15 protein-coding genes and 1 pseudogene are annotated in these 21,179 nt (G+C 73.0%); 6 read left to right on the top strand and 10 right to left on the bottom strand.

From position 1 onward, the window contains the following. Positions 1-167: 167 nt before the first annotated feature. Entirely contained in the window at positions 168-1,649 is a 1,482-nt protein-coding gene (locus ACZ6ZI_RS07950; RefSeq protein ID WP_363055300.1) for an amino acid permease, read from the bottom strand. Between the two features lie 596 nt (positions 1,650-2,245). Here ACZ6ZI_RS07950 and ACZ6ZI_RS07945 point away from each other — a divergent pair. Beyond that, positions 2,246-3,253: a LacI family DNA-binding transcriptional regulator gene (locus ACZ6ZI_RS07945; protein WP_469517610.1), complete on the top strand. Its 1,008-nt coding sequence runs from the start codon at positions 2,246-2,248 to the stop codon at positions 3,251-3,253. A gap of 445 nt (positions 3,254-3,698) precedes the next feature. Here the strand turns inward: ACZ6ZI_RS07945 and ACZ6ZI_RS07940 are convergent, their stop codons facing one another. Then, positions 3,699-4,652 carry an alpha/beta hydrolase fold domain-containing protein gene (locus ACZ6ZI_RS07940; RefSeq protein WP_469517607.1) on the bottom strand — a complete coding sequence of 318 codons (954 nt, stop codon included), beginning with the start codon at positions 4,650-4,652 and terminating at the stop codon, positions 3,699-3,701. Between the two features lie 570 nt (positions 4,653-5,222). On the opposite strand from ACZ6ZI_RS07940, the gene ACZ6ZI_RS07935 reads away from it, so the two are divergent. Both ACZ6ZI_RS07935 and ACZ6ZI_RS07930 read left to right on the top strand, forming a co-directional pair. Continuing rightward, positions 5,223-6,164: an NAD-dependent epimerase/dehydratase family protein gene (locus ACZ6ZI_RS07935; RefSeq protein ID WP_469517604.1), complete on the top strand. Its 942-nt coding sequence runs from the start codon at positions 5,223-5,225 to the stop codon at positions 6,162-6,164. 89 nt (positions 6,165-6,253) lie between these two features. Continuing rightward, positions 6,254-9,790, top strand: a complete 3,537-nt coding sequence (locus ACZ6ZI_RS07930) for an aminotransferase class I/II-fold pyridoxal phosphate-dependent enzyme (RefSeq protein WP_469517704.1) — start codon at positions 6,254-6,256, stop codon at positions 9,788-9,790. Between the two features lie 100 nt (positions 9,791-9,890). Here the strand turns inward: ACZ6ZI_RS07930 and ACZ6ZI_RS07925 are convergent, their stop codons facing one another. The 8 genes and pseudogenes from ACZ6ZI_RS07925 to ACZ6ZI_RS07890 all read right to left on the bottom strand — a co-directional run bounded on the left by ACZ6ZI_RS07925 (position 9,891) and on the right by ACZ6ZI_RS07890 (position 16,860). Further along, positions 9,891-10,472 (bottom strand): toxin, encoded by a 582-nt coding sequence (locus tag ACZ6ZI_RS07925; RefSeq protein WP_469517601.1) that lies wholly within the window; start codon positions 10,470-10,472, stop codon positions 9,891-9,893. A gap of 104 nt (positions 10,473-10,576) precedes the next feature. Beyond that, positions 10,577-10,999 (bottom strand): annotated as a pseudogene (locus ACZ6ZI_RS07920) (helix-turn-helix domain-containing protein); the annotation flags it as partial. 413 nt (positions 11,000-11,412) lie between these two features. Beyond that, positions 11,413-12,567 carry an MAB_1171c family putative transporter gene (locus ACZ6ZI_RS07915; RefSeq protein WP_469517599.1) on the bottom strand — a complete coding sequence of 385 codons (1,155 nt, stop codon included), beginning with the start codon at positions 12,565-12,567 and terminating at the stop codon, positions 11,413-11,415. A 65-nt stretch (positions 12,568-12,632) separates the two neighbouring features. Further along, the gene (locus ACZ6ZI_RS07910; RefSeq protein ID WP_469517596.1) at positions 12,633-13,373 is read right to left on the bottom strand and encodes a WHG domain-containing protein; all 741 of its coding nucleotides are present in this window, start codon (positions 13,371-13,373) and stop codon (positions 12,633-12,635) included. Between the two features lie 112 nt (positions 13,374-13,485). Next, on the bottom strand, positions 13,486-13,899 hold the full coding sequence (locus ACZ6ZI_RS07905) for a hypothetical protein (protein WP_469517594.1): 414 nt from the start codon (positions 13,897-13,899) through the stop codon (positions 13,486-13,488). Between the two features lie 58 nt (positions 13,900-13,957). Next, the gene (locus ACZ6ZI_RS07900) at positions 13,958-14,869 is read right to left on the bottom strand and encodes a DUF4436 domain-containing protein (protein WP_469517590.1); all 912 of its coding nucleotides are present in this window, start codon (positions 14,867-14,869) and stop codon (positions 13,958-13,960) included. Positions 14,870-14,906: 37 nt separating this feature from the next. Further along, the gene (locus ACZ6ZI_RS07895; RefSeq protein ID WP_469517587.1) at positions 14,907-16,070 is read right to left on the bottom strand and encodes an agmatine deiminase family protein; all 1,164 of its coding nucleotides are present in this window, start codon (positions 16,068-16,070) and stop codon (positions 14,907-14,909) included. 178 nt (positions 16,071-16,248) lie between these two features. Then, positions 16,249-16,860, bottom strand: coding sequence for a TetR/AcrR family transcriptional regulator (locus ACZ6ZI_RS07890; RefSeq protein ID WP_469517582.1), 612 nt, complete (start codon positions 16,858-16,860; stop codon positions 16,249-16,251). Positions 16,861-16,994: 134 nt separating this feature from the next. On the opposite strand from ACZ6ZI_RS07890, the gene ACZ6ZI_RS07885 reads away from it, so the two are divergent. The 3 genes from ACZ6ZI_RS07885 (at position 16,995) to ACZ6ZI_RS07875 (ending at position 20,898) form a co-directional block, all read left to right on the top strand. Further along, the gene (locus ACZ6ZI_RS07885; RefSeq protein WP_469517579.1) at positions 16,995-18,848 is read left to right on the top strand and encodes a serine/threonine-protein kinase; all 1,854 of its coding nucleotides are present in this window, start codon (positions 16,995-16,997) and stop codon (positions 18,846-18,848) included. 116 nt (positions 18,849-18,964) lie between these two features. Continuing rightward, positions 18,965-20,134, top strand: coding sequence for an agmatine deiminase family protein (locus ACZ6ZI_RS07880; protein ID WP_469517576.1), 1,170 nt, complete (start codon positions 18,965-18,967; stop codon positions 20,132-20,134). A gap of 182 nt (positions 20,135-20,316) precedes the next feature. Then, positions 20,317-20,898 (top strand): TetR/AcrR family transcriptional regulator, encoded by a 582-nt coding sequence (locus ACZ6ZI_RS07875; protein WP_469517572.1) that lies wholly within the window; start codon positions 20,317-20,319, stop codon positions 20,896-20,898. Positions 20,899-21,179 lie beyond the last annotated feature (281 nt).

The raw sequence follows: 21,179 nt of genomic DNA, 5'->3' as shown, positions 1-21,179 counted from the left end.
CGCCGCCGGGCGGGGGGGGGGGCCCCCGGGGGGCCCGGGGGGGGGGGGGGGGGGGCGGGGGCCCCCGGGGGGGGCCCGGGGGGGGGGGGCGCCCCCCGGGGGGGGGGGGGCCGGCCCCCGCCCCTCGGGGAGCACGCGGACGGACGATGTCCGGGCGGTACGGCGGGTCAGGAACGACCCGCGGGCTCCAGGTCGTTCTGGCCGGCCGCCGCCGCGCGCGCCGCGATCTGCGGGTTGCGGGACTTCAGCACGGCCCAGCCGACCGCCAGGCAGACGGCCCAGCCGGCGCCCACGTACAGGGAGATGCGGCTGTCGGGGTCGATCGCGATCAGGACGGTGACCATCAGCAGGAAGGCCAGGGCGATCCAGCTGCACACCGTGCCGCCGGGCGCGGGGAAGGAGGACGCGGGCAGCTTGCCCGCGACGACCGCGCGGCGGTAGAGGATGTGGCTGACGAGGATCATCATCCAGGTCCAGATGCCCGCCGCGGTCGCGACGGAGGTCACGTAGCCGAACGCCTTCTCCGGCACCACGTAGTTAAGGACCACGCCGATGCCCATGAGGGCGGCGGACAGGGTGATGCCGAGGGCCGGGGTCTTCGTGGAGCTCAGGCGGCCGAGGGCCTTGGGGGCCTCGGAGTTGGCGGCCAGGTCGCGCAGCATGCGGCCGGTGGAGTACATGCCGGAGTTACACGAGGAAAGTGCCGCGGTGAGGACCACGAAGTTCACGATGGCCGCACCCGCCGGGATGCCGATCTTGGCGAAGGCCGCCACGAACGGGCTGACACCGGGCTGGAACTCGGTCCACTTCACGACCATGAGGATCACGCTGAGCGCACCGACGTAGAAGACGATGATGCGCCACGGCAGGGTGTTGATCGCCTTGGGGAGGGTCTTCTCCGGGTTCTCGGACTCGCCCGCGGTGACGCCGACGAGCTCGACGGCCAGGTAGGCGAACATGACGCCCTGGAGGGTCATGAGGCTGGAGCCGACGCCCTTGGGGAAGATGCCGTCGAAGGCCCAGAGGTTGGACACGGCGGCGGTGTCACCGGCCGCGCTGAAGCCGAAGGTGACGACGCCGATACCGATGACGATCATGCCGATCAGGGCCGTGACCTTGACCATCGAGAACCAGAACTCGATCTCGCCGAAGATCTTCACCGAGATGAGGTTGGCGACGAACAGCACCACCAGGAAGACCAGGGCGGTGACCCATTGGGGCACGTCGGGGAACCAGTAGTGCACGTAGATCGCCGCGGCGGTCAGCTCGGCCATGCCGGTGACCACCCACATGAGCCAGTACGTCCAGCCGGTCACGAACCCGAAGAACGGGCCGAGGAACTCGCGTGCGTACTCCGCGAACGAGCCCGAGACGGGGCGGTACAGCAGCAGTTCGCCGAGCGCCCGCATGATGAAGAAGACGATGACGCCGGCGAGGGCGTACATGAGGATGAGGCTGGGGCCGGCCTTCGCGATGTTCGCGCCCGCGCCCAGGAAGAGGCCGACGCCGATGGCGCCGCCGATGGCGATCATCTGGACCTGACGGCTGCCGAGCCCGCGCTCGTAGCCCTCCTCGGGAGCGTTCGGCGTGTTGCCGGCCCCGGTCGCGTCGTCGTCGCCGAAGTTCTTTTCGACCTGCGTAGAGGTCATGCTGTGGTGCGCCTTTCCGCTCCATGCCGTGCCGCGCGCCTTGCTCGGCCGCGGACGGATTCCGATCCCCCGGATGGTGATGGAGTTGCATGCCGGCGGTCGGCCGGCTCCAGCGCCCCTGCGTGGACTTGGGTGGTGTCCGGCAGGCGGTCGTGAAGATTTACCACGCGGTCGGACGGCCGTCCGTGGTGAACATCACGGGCATTTCGCTCATTCGGCTGTGACCAGGTCCAAAGGCCCTTGTGCGGTGATGGGATCGTTATCCGGATCTGAGCATCCGCTGAGCGAACACGAAGTGACGCCGAGGCAACGCGTGTCACCGTGCGTACGCTCAGTGGAAGTCGAGGTTACTCAGGGTGGTAAAGAGGGAGGCCGCTGCGCCGGGCGGTGGCCTCCGGCCGGGGCTTCGGGTGGGTGTCGGAGGCGGAACCCTCTGCGGGTGCGCCGGTCCGTGGCGCAGGTCGAGAGGTGTCGCGTCAACAGGCGGCGGGCGTCGCCGTTCGGAGGGGTGAACGGCCTCCCGATCGCATTCCTAACTCGTGTAACCTCGCCGGCAGCGTACACACGGGGCTACCGAGAGCGATGAAGAGCGCCACATGGCCAAAGACACCTCACCCGCCGCGTCGATCACCAGCGCGGACGTCGCGCGGCTGGCCGGAGTATCGCGCGCGACCGTTTCCTTCGTGCTCAACGACACCCAGGGCCATCGGGTGAGCGAGTCCACGCGGGCGCGCGTCCTGGCCGCCGCCGACCAGCTCGGCTACGTACCGAACGCCACCGCCCGATCCCTTCGCGCCGGGCGCAGCAACCTCGTCCTCATGCCCGCTTCCGTGTCGGCTCTCGGTCGGCTGGTCAGCGACTGGGTGGACGAGGTCCAAAGCGCGCTGGAGCGGCACGGGTACACCACGGTCATGCACGCCGGACGCTTCACCGACCCCGTCGAGGCCGCCCGTGCCTGGGCCGAACTGCGCCCCGTCGCCGTGCTCGCCCTCGACGGCGACCGCGTCACGGCCCAGGCCGCACAGGTGCTGCGCAGGGCCGGCGTGCGCGGCCTGCTCGCCTTCGCCTCCCAGCCGGTCGACGGCTTCCACACCGTCCGCTTCGACCACTCGGACATCGGCTCGGTCGCCGTCGAACACCTCATCCGCCAGGGCCGCACCAGGATCGGCGTCGTGATGCCCGTGGAGCGCGGGCTGAACGCCTTCGCCGCGCCCCGTCTCGCCGGCGCCGAATGGGCCGCCGCGCGGCACATGGCCAAGATCACCCCGGTGGAGGTCGTGTACACCCGCGAGTCCGCCACGGGATTCGCCCGGAACTGGGCGCGCATGGGCCTGGACTCCGTCTTCGCCTACAACGACGAGTACGCGACCCTGCTGATGCACGCGCTGCGCACGGAGGGCTACGTCATTCCGCGCGACGCCGCCATCGTCGGCTGCGACGACCTGCTGCTGTCCGCACTCCAGGAGCCCCCGCTGAGCACGATCACCCTGGACCTGCCGTCGGCGGCCATCGTCGCGGACGCGTTGCACGAGTTGATCGAGACCGGACGCACGGCGGAGGTGCGCGGCATCTGGCCGGCCCTCCTCCAGCGGGAGTCCTCCTGATCCCGCCGACGCGATGACCCGCGAGCCGGCCGCACCCGGCGCGTGCGCGGCGCGAAGGGCCGTGGCCGACCTGGACCAAGGGATCGACCGGGCGCGGCCGGTCCACCCGACATCTCGGAGACCGCACGACCAGCAGGTTCATGCCGAAGTAGGTGATCGTGAAGCTGCGCACCGTTTCCTCGTTCACGTGTAAGCAGTGAGAACAGGGTGCCCAGGGGCACGATCGCGCCCTGCGGCCCGGCGAACCGGTCGAGGAACGCGGTGACGGCGGAGGGTGGCCCGGCGTGCGGCGCGGCGGGCCGGTGCGGGCGCCGTTCGTCGAAGCCCTGCACACCAGGTCCGCGGGGGCCGGGCGAACGGCCGTCGCGGGCGCGGCCACCGCCGGGGCCGGCGGCCGGCCGCGAGTGGCGCGCCGTGGGTTACACGCGTACGCAACGGGCCTTGCTCACGACGTCCCGACCGCCAGGTGGCGGGCGAGGAACTCCACGCTGTCCGCGACGATCGAGGCGACGTCCCCGGCGCCGAGGAAGATGTGGTCGGCGTTCTCCACCGGCTGGAGGTAACACGTGCCACCGGCGGCCGTCAGAGCCGCGTCGAGCGCCTCGCTCTGGCTGTAGGGGACCAGCCCGTCCTGCCGCCCGTGGACCAGTAGGAACGGCGGGGGAGTCGCGCCCCCGGCGGCGGCGTACGTCACCGGGCTCGCCGCCCGGGCCAGCGCCGGCCGTTCCTCGGGAGTACCGCCGAGGAGGGCCTCGTACGGGTCGGGGAACTCGACGCCCGGGGGCATCGGCGGCATGGGATGGTCGCGGAGGGCGACCAGGTCCGAGACGCCGTACCAGTCGACGACTGCCCGGACCGAGGTGTCGCCCCCGCCGACGCCCTCGGCCCCCTCCAGCTCGGCGGCGTCCGGCGTGTGCGGACCGGTCAGGCCGGCCAGCGCCGCCAGGTGGCCGCCCGCGGACTCGCCCCAGACGGCGATCCGGTCCGGGTCGATGTCGAAGGCCCCGGCGAACCTGCGGACGTAGCGGATGGCCGCCTTCACGTCGTGCAGCTGGGCGGGGAAGGGGGCTTCGAGGCTGTGGCGGTAGTCGATGGAGACGAGCGCCAGTCCGGCGGCGAGGACGGTGCCGTGGAGCAGCTCGGCGGGGACGGTCGGCGGCGGGTAGCGGCGGTCGCCCTCCAGCCAGCCGCCCCCGTGGATCCAGACGACGACCGGCCACGGGCCGGGGCCGGCGGGCGCCTGGACGTCCAGGAGCCGGGGGCGGTAGCCGGGTCGGGTCGCGTAGGTGACGCCGTCGAAGCGGCGGATCCCGCTGTCGGTCACTACGGGTGTCACGGGGGCCTGGAAGGGGGGCGGCGGCCAGGTCGGGTCGAGCTCGACCGGGAGCGATGACGTCATTGCGGCCCTTTCGCGGGGGAGCGGATCGGCGGATGCCCCGAGTCTTGTGATCTGGGTCGGATGCACTCGCGTCCGGCAGCGTGTCATGCGTGGAGTTACACGTGTAACAACGACTGTAGTGACGGCCATCCCGAACGGGCAAGAGGGATGTGCGATGCGGCCGTGTGTTTGTTACACGTGACACCTAGGGTCTGCCGCCCAGTGGCTTCGTGCCTTTGCTTCGCGCCTCCGCCCCCGCCCCCGCCCCCACGTCCCGCCCCCGCCCCCACGTCCCGCCCCCACGCCCCGCCCCCACGCTCCGCCCGCGCGCCCGCGTACGGCCCTACCCCGTCCCGTGCGGGACCCGCCGGCAGGCCGGGCCGGGATGCCGAGGGCGGCGTGCACCGCGCGCGTGCCACCGGCGGCCCGGCAGCACCGGAAAGGAGCCGAATCGGCGGCGGGCCCTTCGCGCACGTGCCACCCGACTCCCCTCCGCCCGGCCCCACTTGCCCCGCCCCACCCCTGCGCGGGCATACGGTGATCGGCCATACGCCCCACAGGGGCGTCGAGGGCCCGCGCTAGTGTGCGTACGTGAGCTTCCACGTCGTCATTGGGTTCGGACCCGCCGGTGCCGCCACCGCCCGGCTGCTGACCGAACAAGGCCATTCCGTACGCGTCATCACCGCCTCGGGCCGCCCCCCGGAGCCCGGGATCGAGCACGTCGCGCTCGACGCGTCGAACCGCGAGGCCCTGATCGAGGCCACGCGCGGCGCGGTGGCCCTCCACAGCTGCGCCGCGCCGCCCTACACCCGATGGGCGAACGACTGGCCCCCGCTGGCCGCTTCGCTGTGCGCGGCGGCCGAGGAGACCGGTGCCGTGCTGGTCCTGCTCGGCAACCTCTACGGCTACGGCCCCGTGGCCCACCCCCTCACCGAGGACCTCCCGCTCGCCGCGACCGGCCCCAAGGGGCGGGTCCGCGCCGCCGTTTGGGAGCAGGCGCGCGCCCTCCACGAGCAGGGCCGCATCAAGGCGGTCGAGGTGCGGGCCTCCGACTTCTTCGGGCCGGGCGTCACCGACGGCGGCCACCTGGCGGGCCGGGTCATGCCCCCGCTGCTGCGCGGCAAGCCGGTCGCCACGCTCGGGAACCCGGACGCCCCGCACAGTTGGACGTACCTCCCCGACGTGGCGCGCGCCCTGGTCGAGGTCGCGGGTGACGAGCGGGCCTGGGGGCGTGCGTGGCACGTGCCGACGGAGCCGGCGCGTTCCGTCCGGGAGATGGTCGACCTCCTCGCCGCGCAGGCCGGTTCGGGTCCGGTCGCGGTGCGCCGGATCCCGCCGGCCGTGTTCGCGGTGGCGGCCCTGTTCACGCCGATGCTCCGTGAACTCAAGGAGGTCCGCTACCAGTTCGACCGGCCCTTCATCGTCGACGCGAGCGCCTACGAGGCGACGTTCGCCGTACGCGCCACGCCCCTCGACGAGCAGGTCAAGGTGACCGTCGACTGGTGGCGCGAGCGAGCGGCAACAGCGGGGTGACACCGGTGACCGGCTCGGACGCGAGCGACACGTGTTACCACCGCGGCGGCTCGCCGGGCGCGCGCCGCGACGACATCGCGATCGTCGGCATGGCCTGCCGCTTTCCCGGGGCCCGGGACGTGAACGAATACTGGCGGCTCCTGTTGGACCCGCGGCCTCAGTTCGGGGCCGTCCCGGACGCGCGCTGGCGTGCGGCGGCCTTCCTGCGCGACGACTTCCGTGACACGGAGTCGACGTACACGGACACCATGGCGCTGCTGCCGGACGTGGACCGGTTCGACGCCGCGCACTACGGCATCCCGCCCCGGCGGGCCAAGGCGATGGATCCGCAGCACCGGCTCCTGATCGACCTCGCCCGGGAGGCCGTACAGGACGCGGGGTGGGAGGTCGACGGCTTCGACCGTGAGGAGACCTCGGTCATCACCGCGCTGACCGAGAGCGGCTACCGCGAACTCAGCACCCTGCGGGTGCGGATGCGGCAGCTGGCCGGTGGCGAGTTCGGTTCACCGGCCGCACCCGCGCGCGTCCACGCGCCCGCCTGGGCCGAGGCGATCCGCGCGGTCGACGGCATGAACGGCACCTCCGTCGCGGGTCTCCTCCTCAACATGGGCCCGAACACGATCAGTTCGGTCTTCGACCTGCACGGCGAGAGCTACGCGCTGGACTCCGCCTGCTCCGGCGGACTCATGGCCGTGGCGAACGCCGTGTACGCCCTGCGCTCCGGCCGTTCGCGTATCGCGCTCGCCGGCGGCGCCCAACTGGTGCTTACCCCCGACCTGTTGGTGGGCCTGTGCCGGATCGGTGCCATATCGCGCAGCGGCAGGTGCCTGCCCTTCGGTGCCGGGGCCGACGGCTTCGTCCTCGGAGAGGGCGCCGGCGTACTGGTGCTGCGGCCCCTCGCGGACGCGGTGGCGGCGGGCGATCGCGTCCACGCGGTGATCCGGGGCGTGGGCACGGCCAACGACGGAACCGTCCAGGGCGGCATGCACCCCCAGGCCTCCGGCCAACTGCGCGCCCTGCGCCGGGCCTACCGGGACGCCGACCTGCCCCCGGACGCCGTCGGCTACATGGAGGCGCACGGAACCGGGACGACGGTCGGCGATCCCGTCGAGCTCGACGTGCTGCGCGAACTGCGCGGCGAGGAGCCGGCTCCCGCCCACCTCGGCGCCGTCAAGGCGGTGGTCGGGCACTCCCTCAACTCCGCCGGCATCGCCGGGCTCATCAAGTCCGTGCTGGCCGTGCAGCGCGGGGTGATCCCGCCGCAACCGGGGTTCGAACCGCTCGACCGCCGCGGCCTCGACGCCGCGCGGCTGACCGTGGCGACGACGCCGACACCGTGGTCCGGCGACGGGCGGCCCCGCCGGGCGGGCGTCAGCGCGTTCGGGTTCGGCGGTACGGGGGTCCACCTGGTGCTGGAGGAGCACGCCGCGCGGCCGGCCGCCCCCACGGCCGACGCCCCCGCCCCCGAAGCGGGGCCGCGGCTCCTCCTGCTGACCGCCCGCGACCGGGCCGGTCTGGCCCGGCACGCCCGCGCGGTCGCCCGGACCATCGCCGACGAGCGGCTCGCGCCGGACGTCGTGGCGAGCACCCTGGCCCGTCGGGAGCCGCTCCCTGAGCGCCTCGCCGTGGTCGTACGCGACACCGCCGACGCCATCGCCGGGCTGACCGAAGCGGCCGAGGCCCTGGAGGCGGGTCGTACGGGAGGCCTCGGCCCGGGGCTGACGGCAGGCACCGCGGGCATCGCGGGCACGGAGCGCGCCCGTACGTCGACCGGTGGCCGGCGCGCCCGCCCGGTGGAGCTCGTCCTCCCGGCGCCCGGGTCGCTGCCGGAACCGGAGCACACCGCAGTCCTGGCCGACCTCGCGCGGCGCGCCGTGACCGAGCCGGACGTCCGGCTGACGGCCGGGCGGACGCCTCCGTGCACCCTGCCGCCGAGTCCGCTGGCCCCGCGCCGCCACTGGATCGTGGACGAGGCGGCCCGCGCGCCGGTGGAGCCGGACGCCCCGGTCGCGCCCCGCGCCGGCGACCACGAATCAGCGGCCGAAGCCGAACCCGAACCCGAACCTGAAGCCGAACCCGAAGCCGAGGCCGCACCCGAAGCCGAGACCGCACCCGAGACCGAGGCGCCCCCGACCTCGGCCGCGTCCGTCGTGCGCGAGGAGGTCTCGCGGGTCGGCGTCTTCCCGCTCCCCGAGGTGAGCGAGCGGATGACGTTGGTGGGTGACCTGGGCTTCGACTCGCTGATGTTGCAGGAGTTGGAGGTCAACATCGCCCGACGGGTCCCCGGCTTCCGGACCGACGAGCTGTACGCGCCCGCCCTCACCGTCGGCCGGCTGATCGCACTCGTCGACCCGGACCAGGCCCCGCCACCCCCCGCCGCCGAACCCCCGCCTCCGGACGCGCCGGCCGCATGGACGGCCGACACCGCGCACATCGACGACTTCCCCGAAGTCGCGCGCTTCGAGCGGCGGTTGGGCGCCATCACCGAGAGCGGCGCGGACTTCCCGTACTTCCGCGTCCACGAGGGCACCGTCCGCGACACCACGGTGATCGGCGGACGTACGTACCTGTCCTTCGGGAGCTACAACTACCTCGGCCTCTCCGGCCACCCGGCGGTCAACGAGGCCGTCCACCGGGCGGTGGACCGGTACGGCACCTCCGTCTCCGCGAGCCGGGCGCTGTCGGGGGAACGGGACCTGACGGTCCGTCTGGAGCGAGCGCTCGCAGACTTCCTCGGCGTCGGGGACTGCCTGACGCTGGTGAGCGGGCACGCCACCAACGTCACCGCGATCGGCCACCTCGTCGGCGCGGGCGACCTGGTCCTGCACGATTCGCTCGCGCACGACAGCATCCTCCAGGGCTGCGCCCTGTCCGGAGCCGCGCGCCGACCGTTCCCGCACAACGACCCGGGGCGGCTGGAACATCTGCTCAGGCTGAACCGTTCCCGGTTCCGACGGGTCCTGATCGCCGTCGAGGGCGCGTACAGCATGGACGGTGACCTGGTGGACCTGCCCGCCGTGATCGACCTGAAGAAACGATACGGCGCCCTGCTGATGGTCGACGAGGCGCACAGCATCGGCACCGTCGGCGCGACCGGCCGGGGGGTCGGGGAGTTCTTCGGGGTCGACCGGCGCGACGTGGACGTGTGGATGGGCACCCTCTCCAAGGCCTTCGCCGGCTGCGGCGGCTACCTCGCGGGCTCGCCCCGCATGGTGCGCTGGCTGCGACACACCCTGCCCGGCTTCGTGTACAGCGTCGGTCTGACCCCGGCCAACGCGGCGGCGGCGCTCGCCGCCACCGAGTTGATCGTCGCGGAGCCGCAGCGGGTACGGACGCTCGCCCGCAACGCCCGGCTCTTTCGCGACCTGGCCACCTCGGCCGGCCTGGCGACGGGGTCCAGCGCCGACTCCCCGATCGTGCCGTGCCTGCTCGGTGCCTCGGCGAGGACGCTGCGCGTCGCGGACGGACTGTTCCGGCGGGGCGTCGTCGCCGATCCGATCTTCCATCCGGCCGTCGAGGAGGGGCAGTCGAGGCTGCGCTTCTTCCTCACCAGCGACCACCGGGAGGAGGACGTCCGCCACGCGGTGTCGATCCTGGCGCAGGAGGTGGCGGCGGCGGGGCGGTAGGCGACCGCCGACCCCGCCGAGAGGCCGGTCCGCCTCGACGGCCGGTCCCGCCTCGACGGCCGGTCCGCCCCGACGGTCGCCCCCGCCCCGCCGACGTACCTCAGATCAGCGTGCGTTCGATGCGGCTGAGCAGGGCGTTCTTGCCCGCGTCGCCGCCCGATGCGTCCTTCGGGGCGGCCGGCGGTTCGTCCGGCTCCGGCTCGGGGTGGCCCACCGCCTGCGAGAGCAAATAGGCGATGATCTCGGCCTCCTGCTCCTGGACGTCGTCGTACGTCGCGCGCAGGAGCATGTCGCGGACGATGTCGGGGTCGAGGTTCGGGAAGAGGAGGCGGGCGGTCGCCTCGTCGAGCCCGCCGGCGCCCCGGTGGCAGCAGATGATGTGGCCCAGCTCGTGCAAGATGATGTGCTCCTGATGCGCGCTGGTGGTGTTGGCGTCGTAGAAGATCAGGTCCTCGTCGCGGGCGGCGACCCACATGCCGCACGGATGCGACGAGGGCATCTGCATCGGGACCAGGATGATCGGCCGGCCGCGCACCTCGCCGAGGTGGCGGCACAATTCGGCCAGGTCGGTCACTTCCGGCAGGTCGAGCGCGGCGATCCGCTGGGCCCCGGCCTTGCGGAGCTTCTTGAGTCGGCTGCGGCGGTCGTGATCGGCCGACCGCTCCCTCCTCATGCCCCTCATCGGGGAGCGGAGGGGCCGGAGGCGGGATCGGTTCCGCTGTCGGTTCCGGCATCGGGCTCGGCGTCAGGTCTGGCGTCAGGTCCGGCATCGGGGCCCGCGGCCGGATCGGTCACGGGCGGGAGACCCTGCAACTGCCGGTACTGGTCCATGATGGCCGTGATGGCCTGGAGGTTCTCCTTCTTCATCCCCGCCGCCCGCATGGCGATGGCGCGGACCCCGGACTGCCGCAGCGCCTCGACCGCGGCGAGTTCGCTGAGCACCGATTCGGCGACGGCGTCGTCGAAGAAGTACGCGACCGACACCCCGAAGAACCGTGCCAGGGCGGCCAGCAGGTCGGGCGAGGGGTTGGAGCGCTTGCCCGTCCGCAACTGCGACAGGTACACGCCGCCGACCTTGAGTTCGGGGTTGGCCCGTTTGAGCTCCTCCGCGACCTCGGCGTTGGTCCAGTGCCTGCCCTTGGGGCGGACCGTCTTGAAGAGGTCGTCGAGACGTACCGCGAGCAGCGGCCGGTCGTCCGTTCCGGTCATGCTGGGTCTCCCTCCCGTCACCCCGCGGGCATAGCTGTTGGCTATACGTCAGTTTCACAGATTAGCGGACAGTTGACAATTGGCCGGGACTCCGCCACCGTTGAGCGCACCGAATAGCTGCCAGCTAACTTGGCTCACGGGGGTCGCCAAGTGGGCTGTCGGTGACGTCGGTCTGGCCCGGCCCTCGGGGGATGGGTCGGGCCAGTGCACGGGGCCGGTACGCGAGGACGGGCCGCAGGAGTCCGGCACACGCGAGACCCGGCATACGAGTCCGGCGTACGGGCGACCGGCACATGCGCGACCGGCACGAAAAACCCCCGTCGGTCCTCGCGCGGAGCGAGGGGACGGGGGAATCGGCGGAGACGAGAGATGCCCGCCCGGTTCGACGGGGGATGCAAACCGGGCGGGAGCTCTCAACTCGCCTTGCCGAGTTTACTGTAGGCGGCCGCCACTTGGGTGAGCCAGGCGACTTCCGCGACGAAGTTGTTCGTATCGCGGTCATCGAAGTCGCCGGCGTCCTTGTTGTCCCGGGGGATCGTGCCGCTCCGCTTGGCCACCAAGGCCTGCTTGATCTGCGACGCCTCGGTGAAGGCCTGTCGCAGTTCCTCGCTCGCCCCCTGGTCCGGACCACCCGCCCCCGGACCGGTGCGGTCGATGTACGGGCGCAGGTCCCGCCAGCCGTCGCGTATCTCGACCACCCGCCGGTGCAGGCGGTAGTCCAGGTCCGACACCGAGGCGCCCGGCGGCTCCAGGGCGATGTCCGGGGAGGACTCGTACAGGTCCCGCCACAGCGGGTACAGGGCGCGGTACGCGCGGTACGTGCGGCTCCACTCCAGCAGCCTGCCGGCCGCCGGGCCCCAGGAGGAGTTGGTCAGGCTCAGCGACAGGATGACGATGCCCGTCGCGCTGAACACGTTGGACGCGAGCTTCCAGGCGCCGATGTCGACCCCGGCCGCCGCGGTCAGGATGTTGACCGTCCGCGCCGCGCAGTACAGGAAGAGGACGACCGCGGCCACGGACAGCATCCGCAGCGCCTGCCGCAGCGAGGCGTTGTCGGTCATCCGCGCGTAGGGGCCGCACTGGCGGAAGATCGTCACGCACGGGATCGCCTGGGAGACGATGAACACCAGGAGGTACGTGAGGACCAGCGGCCGGCCGCTGCCGGTGTCGAAGTCGGAGGACGGTCTTCCGGATCCGTCGGCGAGCAGGAACAGCGCCGTCAGCAGCACGTTCAGGGCGATGCCGGTGATCAGCCACCAGCGCGCCTTGCGGGCCGCCTCCTCGTCCGCCGCCGCCCAGCGCAACAGGATGATCTGCGCGGCGACGCAGAACGCCACCGCCGACAGGTGCATGCAGAGGATGGCGAGGTTGGGGACGCCCAGGAAGCTCGGACTCCCCATCGCCACGGCGCCCATCGTGAAGGTGAGGCACTGGAGGATCAGCGTGGTGATCAGCGTGCGGTAGGCGCTGTCCCGCCAACTGCGCCGCACCTGGGACAACCGGTAGACCAGCGCGGCGTACGACGAGAGCGCCGCTATGACGAAGCAGAGGGTTCTGATGGTGTTCACGGCCTGATTTCCTACGGGTGCCGGGGCTGCGCGGTGTCGGGGCTCCGGCGGGTGCGGCGGACGGGTCAGTCGGTGGTGTCGCCGAGCGGGACGTCGAGGGGGACGTCGAGCCCGATGCCCTCGGCCGCCACGGCGATGGCGTAGTCGAAGAACGCCGCCTCGTCGCTGACGCTGTCGTGGGTACGGCTGAAGACCTGGAACACCAGGAGGCCGATGAGGTTGCTCCACAGCACGATGCCGCGCTCGATGATGTCCGAGAACGGTGCCTCCGGCAGACCGCCGAAGGCCTCCACGGCCGCCGGCAGGAGCAGCGGGGGACCGGGCACCGCGCGCCGCGGCGGGGTGAGTTCGCCGCCGATCAGGGCCGACCGCACGATGCCGGCGAGGACGGCGGGGGTGCGCGAGGCGGGCGGCACCGTCTCCTGCGGGGCGTGGTAGCCGGGCACGGGCGAGCCGTAGACGAGCGTGAACTCGGCGGAGTGGTCGAAGGACCACTGTCGCAGCGCGCGCGTGACCGCGAGCAGTCGGGCGCCCGCCGACGCGCCCGCGTCGATCGCCTCCCGGTCGGCCCGCTCCATGGCGGCGCCGGAGGCGTCGTAGGCGTCGATGACCAGCGCGGTCAGCAGGTCGTCGCGGTGCGGGAAGACGGCCTCCACCTCGGCGACGGCCAGTCCGCCGTCGCGGGCCACGCCCTCCAGGGTCAGGCCCGCGGCGCCCAGCTTCACCAACTGCTGCCGCGCGGTGTCCTTGACCGCCGCCGCCCGGGTCGAGTCGTCGTTCGTCGAATTCGTTTCGGAAACGTCCATGCCGGAACCGTACCCGCCACCAACTGCGGTCGCGGGTACGGGTTTGCGCGCCGGCCCTCGGCGCCGGCCGGATCCGGCCGGCGCGGGGAGCGGGTTCCGTGGCCGGAGCCGGTCAGGCGGGGACGAAGAGGTCCTCGCGGGCCTCGTCGAGGACGAAGCCGTTGTCGAGGCGGACGCGGAGGGTCACGCGGGCCCCCCGCTCCCGGTGGGCGATCCACTCCGGCTCCAGGGCCCCGACCCGCTCCTCCAGTTGGCCCCTGCTGGCCGGGGGCATCTGGTGGCCGAAGTCGTCCAGGAGCGACTTGAGCCGCTCGTACTCCAGGACCTCCGCGCTCGGCGGCCGGTGGTGCGCGCGCACCCGCTCGACGGTGCCCCCGGTGCCGGCCGCCAGGGACAGGATCCCGACGACGGGCGGCTCCTCGCCGCTCGGGACCTCCTCGGCCGGGACCTCCTCGGCCGGGGTCACCCTGCCCGTCAGCCTCAGTTCCGTCGCGAGCTTGACCCGCCGACCCTCGTTCAGTGTCATCGGTCCTTCGTCTCTCCGGTCGTGATCGCCGCGACCATTGTCCGCCGCCGGTCGGCGGTCACCGTCCGGCCGACCCGGTGGGCCCGACGGACTCGGCCGCCTCGGCGGGCTCCTCGGCCGGCGGCTCGGCGCGGATGCCACAGATGACCACCGTGATCAGGCAGAACGCGATGACGGTCTCCGCCCAGAGGAAGGCGATGTAGTCGAGCAGGCATCCGATGGGCGGGGCGCCGGGGGCGGTGTTGCGGAAGGCCGCCAGGGCGAACAGGGTGGCCGCCATCCAGCCGAGGGCGGGCCAGGTCAGCCCCTTGCGGCGGGTGACCAGGTACCAGCCGCCGATCAGCACGGACACGGCCAGCGCCCACATGGCGAGCATCATGAACACCGCGAAGACGAGCACGCTGTTGGAGCGGGCCAGCCCGATGTCCACGACGGCGACGCCCTGTGCCGTCGAGGGCTCCACGGCGGCGGCGAAGAGCACGTCGTTGTTGGAGAGGGCGACCCGGACCGGGACCTTCTCGCCGCCGAGGACCGCGCCGAACTCGACGGCCGCCTCGTAGGCGTCGAAGGGGTAGTCCGTGATCGAGCCGCCCGTCAGCGCGACCGGGACGTCCATGGTCGCGATGCGCTGGTGCGCCTTGAACGTCAGGTCGCCCCGGGTGGCCGTCGAGGTCTGGAGGACGAGGTCCTCCACGGGGGAGATCCCGCCCGCCTCGGCCAGGGCCCCCCGGGGCGTGACCAGGACCCGCAGCACCATTTCCCGGCCGGCGGCGTCGACCCGCTGGATCGTCGCGTCGACGTCCACGCGGTCGGGCTCGGAGCGCCCCGCCGTGTACACGGTGTCGAGGGCCTGACGTTCGCCGAACTGGAGCCACGCCCCCACGGTGACCGCCACCACGATGGCGATCGCGACCAACCCCGGCAGCAGGGGGATTCGACGGGTGGGGGAGAGGCGCCTGGACGATGACACGGTGACTCCGGTGGTGGTGTGCGTGCGCGCGGGGTGGTCAGGCGGCGGGCTTGCCGGGCTGGTCGTGCGTCGAGCAGTGGATGCCGCCGCCGCCCGAGGCGATCGTGTCGATCGAGACCGGTACGACGTCCCGCTTGGGGAAGTGCTCGCGCAGGATGCCGCGGGCGCGGTCGTCGGCCTGCCGGTCACCGAACTTGGGCATGAACACCGCGTCGTTGGCGACGTAGAAATTGGCGTACGTCGACACGAAGTCGTCGCCGCGCCCCGTGATCCTGTCCAGGTCGGGCTGCGGGAGGTCGATGACCTCGAAGCGGCGGCCGCGGGCGTCCGTCGTCTTCGACAGGACGGACTTCGCCTGGTCGGCGGAGCGCGACCAGGAGTCCGCCGGGGTGGTGGGGTGCGCCCGGTCCAGGAGCACGACTCCCGGCGCGGTGAAGCGTACGAGGCTGTCCACGTGGGCGTCGGTGATGTCCTCGCCGCGCACGCCGGCGAGCCACACGACCTTCGCCACGCCCAGCGTCCGCTTGAGCTCGGCCTCGATGGTGTCCCGGGACTTGCCGCGGTTGCGGTTGTCGTTGACGATCGAGCTCTCGGTGATCAGCAGGGTGCCCTCGCCGTCGGTCTCGAAGGAACCGCCCTCGGCGACCAGCGGGGCCTGGATCCGCGGGATCCCGTACTTCTGGAGCACGGCCCGGCCGACCTTGCCGTCGTTGCCGTGCTCCTGCTTGTTGCCCCAGCCGTTGAAGTTGAAGTCGACACCGAGGACCTTGCCGCCCTCCTCGACGAAGACGGGGACGGTGTCGCGGGCCCAGAGGTCGTCGACGGCGAGCGGGATGACCTCGACCTGCTTGCCGCAGGCCCGCTGGGCGGCGGCCACCTGCTCGGGCCGCGCCATCATGATCACTTCTTCGTAGTCGCCGACGGCCCGCGCGATCCGCGCGATGTCCTCACGCACGTAGGGCAGGTCCTGCTCCCATACGGAGGCCAGGGCCGGCCAGGACATGAAGGTGCGGGTGTGGCTCTCCCACTCGGCTCCGAGCCGGCGCCGCTCTCCGGGGGTCGCGGTCTGCGGGGAACCGGTGGCGCCGGGCTGCCGGGCCCCGGCCTCGGCGGGGCCGCAGGCCGAGGCGCCGAAGACGACGGCGCCGAGGCCGGCGAGGGTGCGCAGGACGGTCCGGCGGGTGGGGGGAGTGAACGACACGGGAGACTCCGATCGTGTGCTGGCGGAGGGGGAGTCCGGCCAGGTCGGGCACGGGAGGCGTGGCACGGTCGGCAGGCCGGGCCCTATGAACCAGGGTGCGCGCTTCATGCCGATATGGGTCGGTACACACGGGAAAGTGGTACGGCCACGTGTCGCCACTGTCGCACTGACTGGAAATTCAGTCAATTTGCGATTCGCGGGAACCAAGTCGGCCGATCTCCACTCCGATCGCCCCGCGCATGAGCTCGCGGGCGTGCCCGAGCGGGACCAGGCCGCTCAGCCAACGGGCGCTGAGCCCCTCCAGCAGCGCGGTGAGGCGCTCCGCGGCGGCGGTGACGGCGTCGGTCGGGGCCGTCGGGCACAGGGCGCCGAGCAGGCCCGCCACCTCCTCCACCCAGGCGGCGCCGGCCGCGGCGAGTTCGCCGCGCAGTTCCGGATCGAAAATCGTGTGGGCCCGCAGCTCTCCCCAGGCCGTGCTGTTCTCGCGGACCTCGGGCAGGTCCTGGAACTCGAGCAGCAGGGTGCGCTCCAGGAGCCGGCGGGGGTCCGCGGGCCCGGAGTCGGGGCCGGGGGCGGAGTCCTGGTCGGGGCCGGTGTAGCGGTCGGCCCGGTCCGTGATGAACGCGAGGGCGTGGCGCAGGATGCCCGTACGGTCCTTGAAGTGGTAGTAGACCAGGGCGGTGGACACGCCGGCCTCGGCCGCGAGCTCCCCGACCCTCAGCCCCCGGACCCCGCGGCGGGCGATGACCCGGGCCGCGCCTTCCAGGATTGCCGTTCTCCGGTCCGTCACTGTGTGATCCCTCCTGGCGGTGTGCGTCTCGCATTGTCACACATTGACTGAAACTTTAGTTAGCGGCACGATGCGGGCCAGGTCGTCGGTCCCTTCCGCACCGATTCCCGTCGCATCGTCGAAAGAGCCACCGCATGTCCGCTCAGCTTCCCGGCGCACTGTCCGCCCGTACGGCCCTGTGCGCCGACGACCCCCACGAGATCGGTGGCTACCGCCTCCACGCCCGGCTCGGCGCCGGCGGAATGGGGGTGGTCTACCTGGCCTACACGCCCGGGGGTCGCCCCATCGCGTTGAAGGCCGTCCGCAGGGAACTGGCGGCGGACCCCGAGTTCCGCGAGCGCTTCGCCCAGGAGGTGGCCAGCGCGCGCCGCATCCACGGCCTGTTCACCGCGCAGGTGGTCGACTCCGGGGAGGACGACCACACGCCGTGGCTGGCCACGGCCTACGTGCCCGGCCCCTCGTTGCAGCAGGTCGTCCAGCGGCACGGCCCGCTGCCGGTGCGCTCGGTGCTGCTGCTCGTCGCGGGCATCGCCGAGGCGCTCCAGGCGATCCACGCGGCGGGCGTCGTCCACCGGGACCTCAAGCCGGCCAACGTGCTGATCGCCGGGGACGGGCCCCGGGTGATCGACTTCGGCATCGCGCGGGCGGCCGACGCGGCCGCCCTCACCGGTACCGGCCTGCGGATCGGCACCGCCGCGTTCATGGCCCCGGAGCAGGCGCTGGGCCACCGCGTGACCCCCGCGACCGACGTCTTCGCGCTCGGGGCGCTCGCCGCCTTCGTGGCGAGCGGGGCGCCGCCCTTCGGGAACGGGCCCGAGTCGGGCGCCCTGTACCGGGTGGTACACGAGCACCCGGACCTCGGGCCGGTCCCGGTCGAGCTGCACGACCTGCTGGCGTGGTGCCTGGCCAAGAGCCCGCAGGACCGCCCGACCACCACCGAGCTGATCGCCGCCGTCCGGGCGCACCCGGGGGTGGGCCCGCGTCCGGAGTTCACGGACGGCTGGCTGCCGCGGCCGGTCCTGGAGGAGGTCGGGGCACCGGTCGAAGGCGGCCGGTCGCAGGAGGGCATGGCGGGGGGCGGCCGGGCGGAGGGAGGTCGGTCGTCGGGCTCGGCCCTGCCCGGGCACCTGCGGCCGACGGCGCTCGCCACGGCCGCGGCGGCTCCCGCCGGCGCGGCGCCGCACGCGTACGTCGGCCCCGGCCCCGGTCCTGGTCCGGCGGCCCCCGGCCCGGTGCCGCCCGCGCCGCCCGCCGGGTACGCGGGTCACCCGGGGCTCGCGGCGCAGGGGGGACACGCCGCGGCCGACCGGGGCGCGCACTCCGCCTCGCCGACCCCGCACGCCTCCTCCGCCCCGCACGCCTCCTCCGCCCCGTACGCCTCCTCCGCCCCTTACGGAACGTCCGCCCCGGAGCCGGGGCGTCGGGACCGGCGGCGCGGTGGGCGCCGGCCGGTGACGACGGCCCTCGCCGCCGGCGCCGTCCTGCTGGGCTGTGCCGCCGGGGCCTGGTACTTCGGCATCCCGGAGGAGGAGGGCGAGGAGCCGGGCGCACGGGTTCCCGCCGCGCAGGCCCCGTCCGCGTCGGAGTCCGCCCGCCCGCCGAAGCCGAGCGGGGCCTCCTACCTGCCCGGCTACGCGGGGCGCGAGCTCACCGCTCCGGACTCCGGTTACGAGTTCGACCTGCGGGCCGGGAAGGTGGTACCGACCGACACCGGTGCCTGGTACCTCGCACGGGGTGCGGACGCGTTTCTGCTGTCCGAGGAGTCCGACGCCTTCGTGATCGACGGAAGCGGAGAGCCGACGCCGGAGGAGTGCGCGCGGGGCTTCGAGACCCGGCCCGTGACCACCCTGCCCTTCAAGACGCTCGCCAAGGAGCGTCCGTTCTGCGTACGGAGCCCTGACCAGCGGGAAATCGTGATCGTGCGGTTGGTCGAGGCGGCGCCCGGAGGGGCCGTCACGATCTCCGTCGACCAGTTCCGGCGGAGCTGAGGCCGGCAAGCGGAACGGGCACGGATCGAGGGGTCCACCAGCGGGAGAGGGTTGACTGAATTTTCAGTTAACGCAAGGATGCCGTTCATCCCGCCTCCTTCCCTCAGGGAGTCCCCATGGACACGACCCCCCGCATGTCACGTCGCGGAGTGCTCCGGTTCGGCGCGGCGGCCGTGCCGCTCGCGGCCCTCGGCACCGCCCTCCCCTCCCTCGCGTCGACCGCGTCGGCCGCCGAGGGTGCCGCCGGCGGCCTGCGGATGCCGGCCGAGACGGACCGGCACGTCCGTACGTACATGGCCTGGCCCGCCCTCGCCTCGGTGTGGGAGAACAACCTTGCCGCGGTCCGCCGGGACATCGCCGAGGTCGCGCACACGATCTCGCGCTTCGAGCCGGTCGTGATGCTGGCCCGCCCCGGCCAGGTAGCCGAGGCCCGCTACGAGTGCGGCCCGGGCGCCTACCACGGCATCGAGGTCGTCGACATCCCCAACGACGACCTCTGGATCCGCGACTTCGGCCCGACCTTCGTGGTCGGCCCCGGGGCCGTCGCCGGCGTCGACACCAACTTCAACGGCTGGGGCAAGACCGGCACCCCGTACGCCCAACCCTTCGCCAACGACGCCGCCGCGGCCCGCACGCTGCTCGCCGAATACGGGGTGAACCGGATCCGGGCCGGCTTCGTCGGCGAGGGCGGCTCCCTGGAGACCGACGGCGAGGGAACCCTGCTGGCCACGGTCAGCTCGATGGTGAACGCCAACCGCAACCCGGGCATGAGCCAGGGCCAGGTCGAACAGGCCATGAAGACGGCGCTCGGCATCGACAAGGTCATCTGGGTGCCCGGCCTCGCCGGACAGGACATCACCGACTGTCACATCGACTGCCTGGCACGTTTCATCGCCCCCGGCAAGGTCATGCTGGACAAGCCCGGCCCCGGCGCCGACCCGAAGTGGGTGGCGGTCTACGAGGAGACCAGGCGGGCGCTGCTCAGCGCCACGGACGCCCGCGGCCGGAGCCTGACCATCACCGAACTGCCTGGCCCCGACCGCCGCGAGATCGTGGGCAGGGGCAAGGACTTCCTGTCCAGTTACACGAATTACTACACGGCGAACGGCGCCGTCCTCGTCCCCCGCTTCGGCGACGGCTACGCGGACGGCTTGGCCTACGCGATCCTCCAGGGCGCCTACCCCGGCCACCAGGTGGTGCAGGTGACGATCAACGGCATCGCCTCCGGCGGTGGCGGGATCCACTGCGCCACCCAGTCGCACCCCGCCGTCCCGCCCGCCCTCTGATGGCCGCGTCACCCCGGCGGGCGCGCGCGGGCCCCTCCCGCGGGGCGGCGAACGCGACCGGCGCGGCCGGCGCCCCCCGGTCGGCGCGCGCCTCCGGGGTGACCGACCGCTCCTCCGCCCCGGTCCGCCCTGGTGACGGGCCGTGTACACGTGCGCCGGAACACCCCGGTAGGGTGCGGACCATGGCGTCTCGTAGTACTCAGATCCTCGAAGCGGCCGCCCGGGTGATCGCCCGGCGCGGGGTCCGCGGGCTGCGCGTGGAGGAACTCGCGGCCGAGGCCGGCGTGTCCACCGCCCTGATCTACTACCACTTCAAGGACCGCACCGGGGTCCTGCGCCACACCCTGGAGTTCATCAACGACCGCGCCGAGCGCTACACCACCGAGCGCGACCCGGACGAAGCGCCGCTCACGCCCCTAGAGGAGCTGGAGGAGACCCTCCTGCTCGAACTCCAGGACACCGTCGAGGTGCGGGAGAACAGCTCCGCCTGGGGCGAGCTGCGGGCGAGCGCCGTCTTCGACGAGGTGCTGCGCGAGGACCTCGCCCGGGCCACGCTGGTGTGGGTCCAGGAGGTCGCCGCGCTGCTCGGGCAGGTCCAGCCGATGGCGCCGGCCTCCTCGCTCGCCGGTGCGGCCGAGCGGCTCACCGCCCTGCTGGAGGGGCTGAGCATGCGCTGGCTCAGCGGCGGCATCCGGATCGAGCACGCGCGCGGCCTGATGCGCGGCGCCATCGACGCCGAGCTGGCGGGACTCCGGCAGAACTGACCCCCGTCGCGGGCGCGGGCGCCCGTACGACGGGTCCCTCCGACGGGTCCCTCCCCGGAAACGACCCCTCCCCGGAAACGGGGGTCTTTCCACACCCCATCTCTTGACTGAATTTTCAGTCAATGCCAGAGTCGCTCGTAGGGTTCCGGCCCATCCCCCCGAACCATCCCTCCCCGCGATCCGGTGGGCGGCGCGTACGGGGCGCCGCCCACCCCCGGAGAGGGAGTCCGGCGCATCCGACCCTCCACCCCCTTGACCGAATTTTCAGTCGAGTGGAAGAC

The sequence above is a fragment of the Streptomyces sp. NPDC103540 genome, from assembly GCF_055584445.1.
The sequence above is the reverse complement of the archived record's forward strand: the minus strand, read 5'-3'. Positions and strand labels throughout refer to the sequence as shown.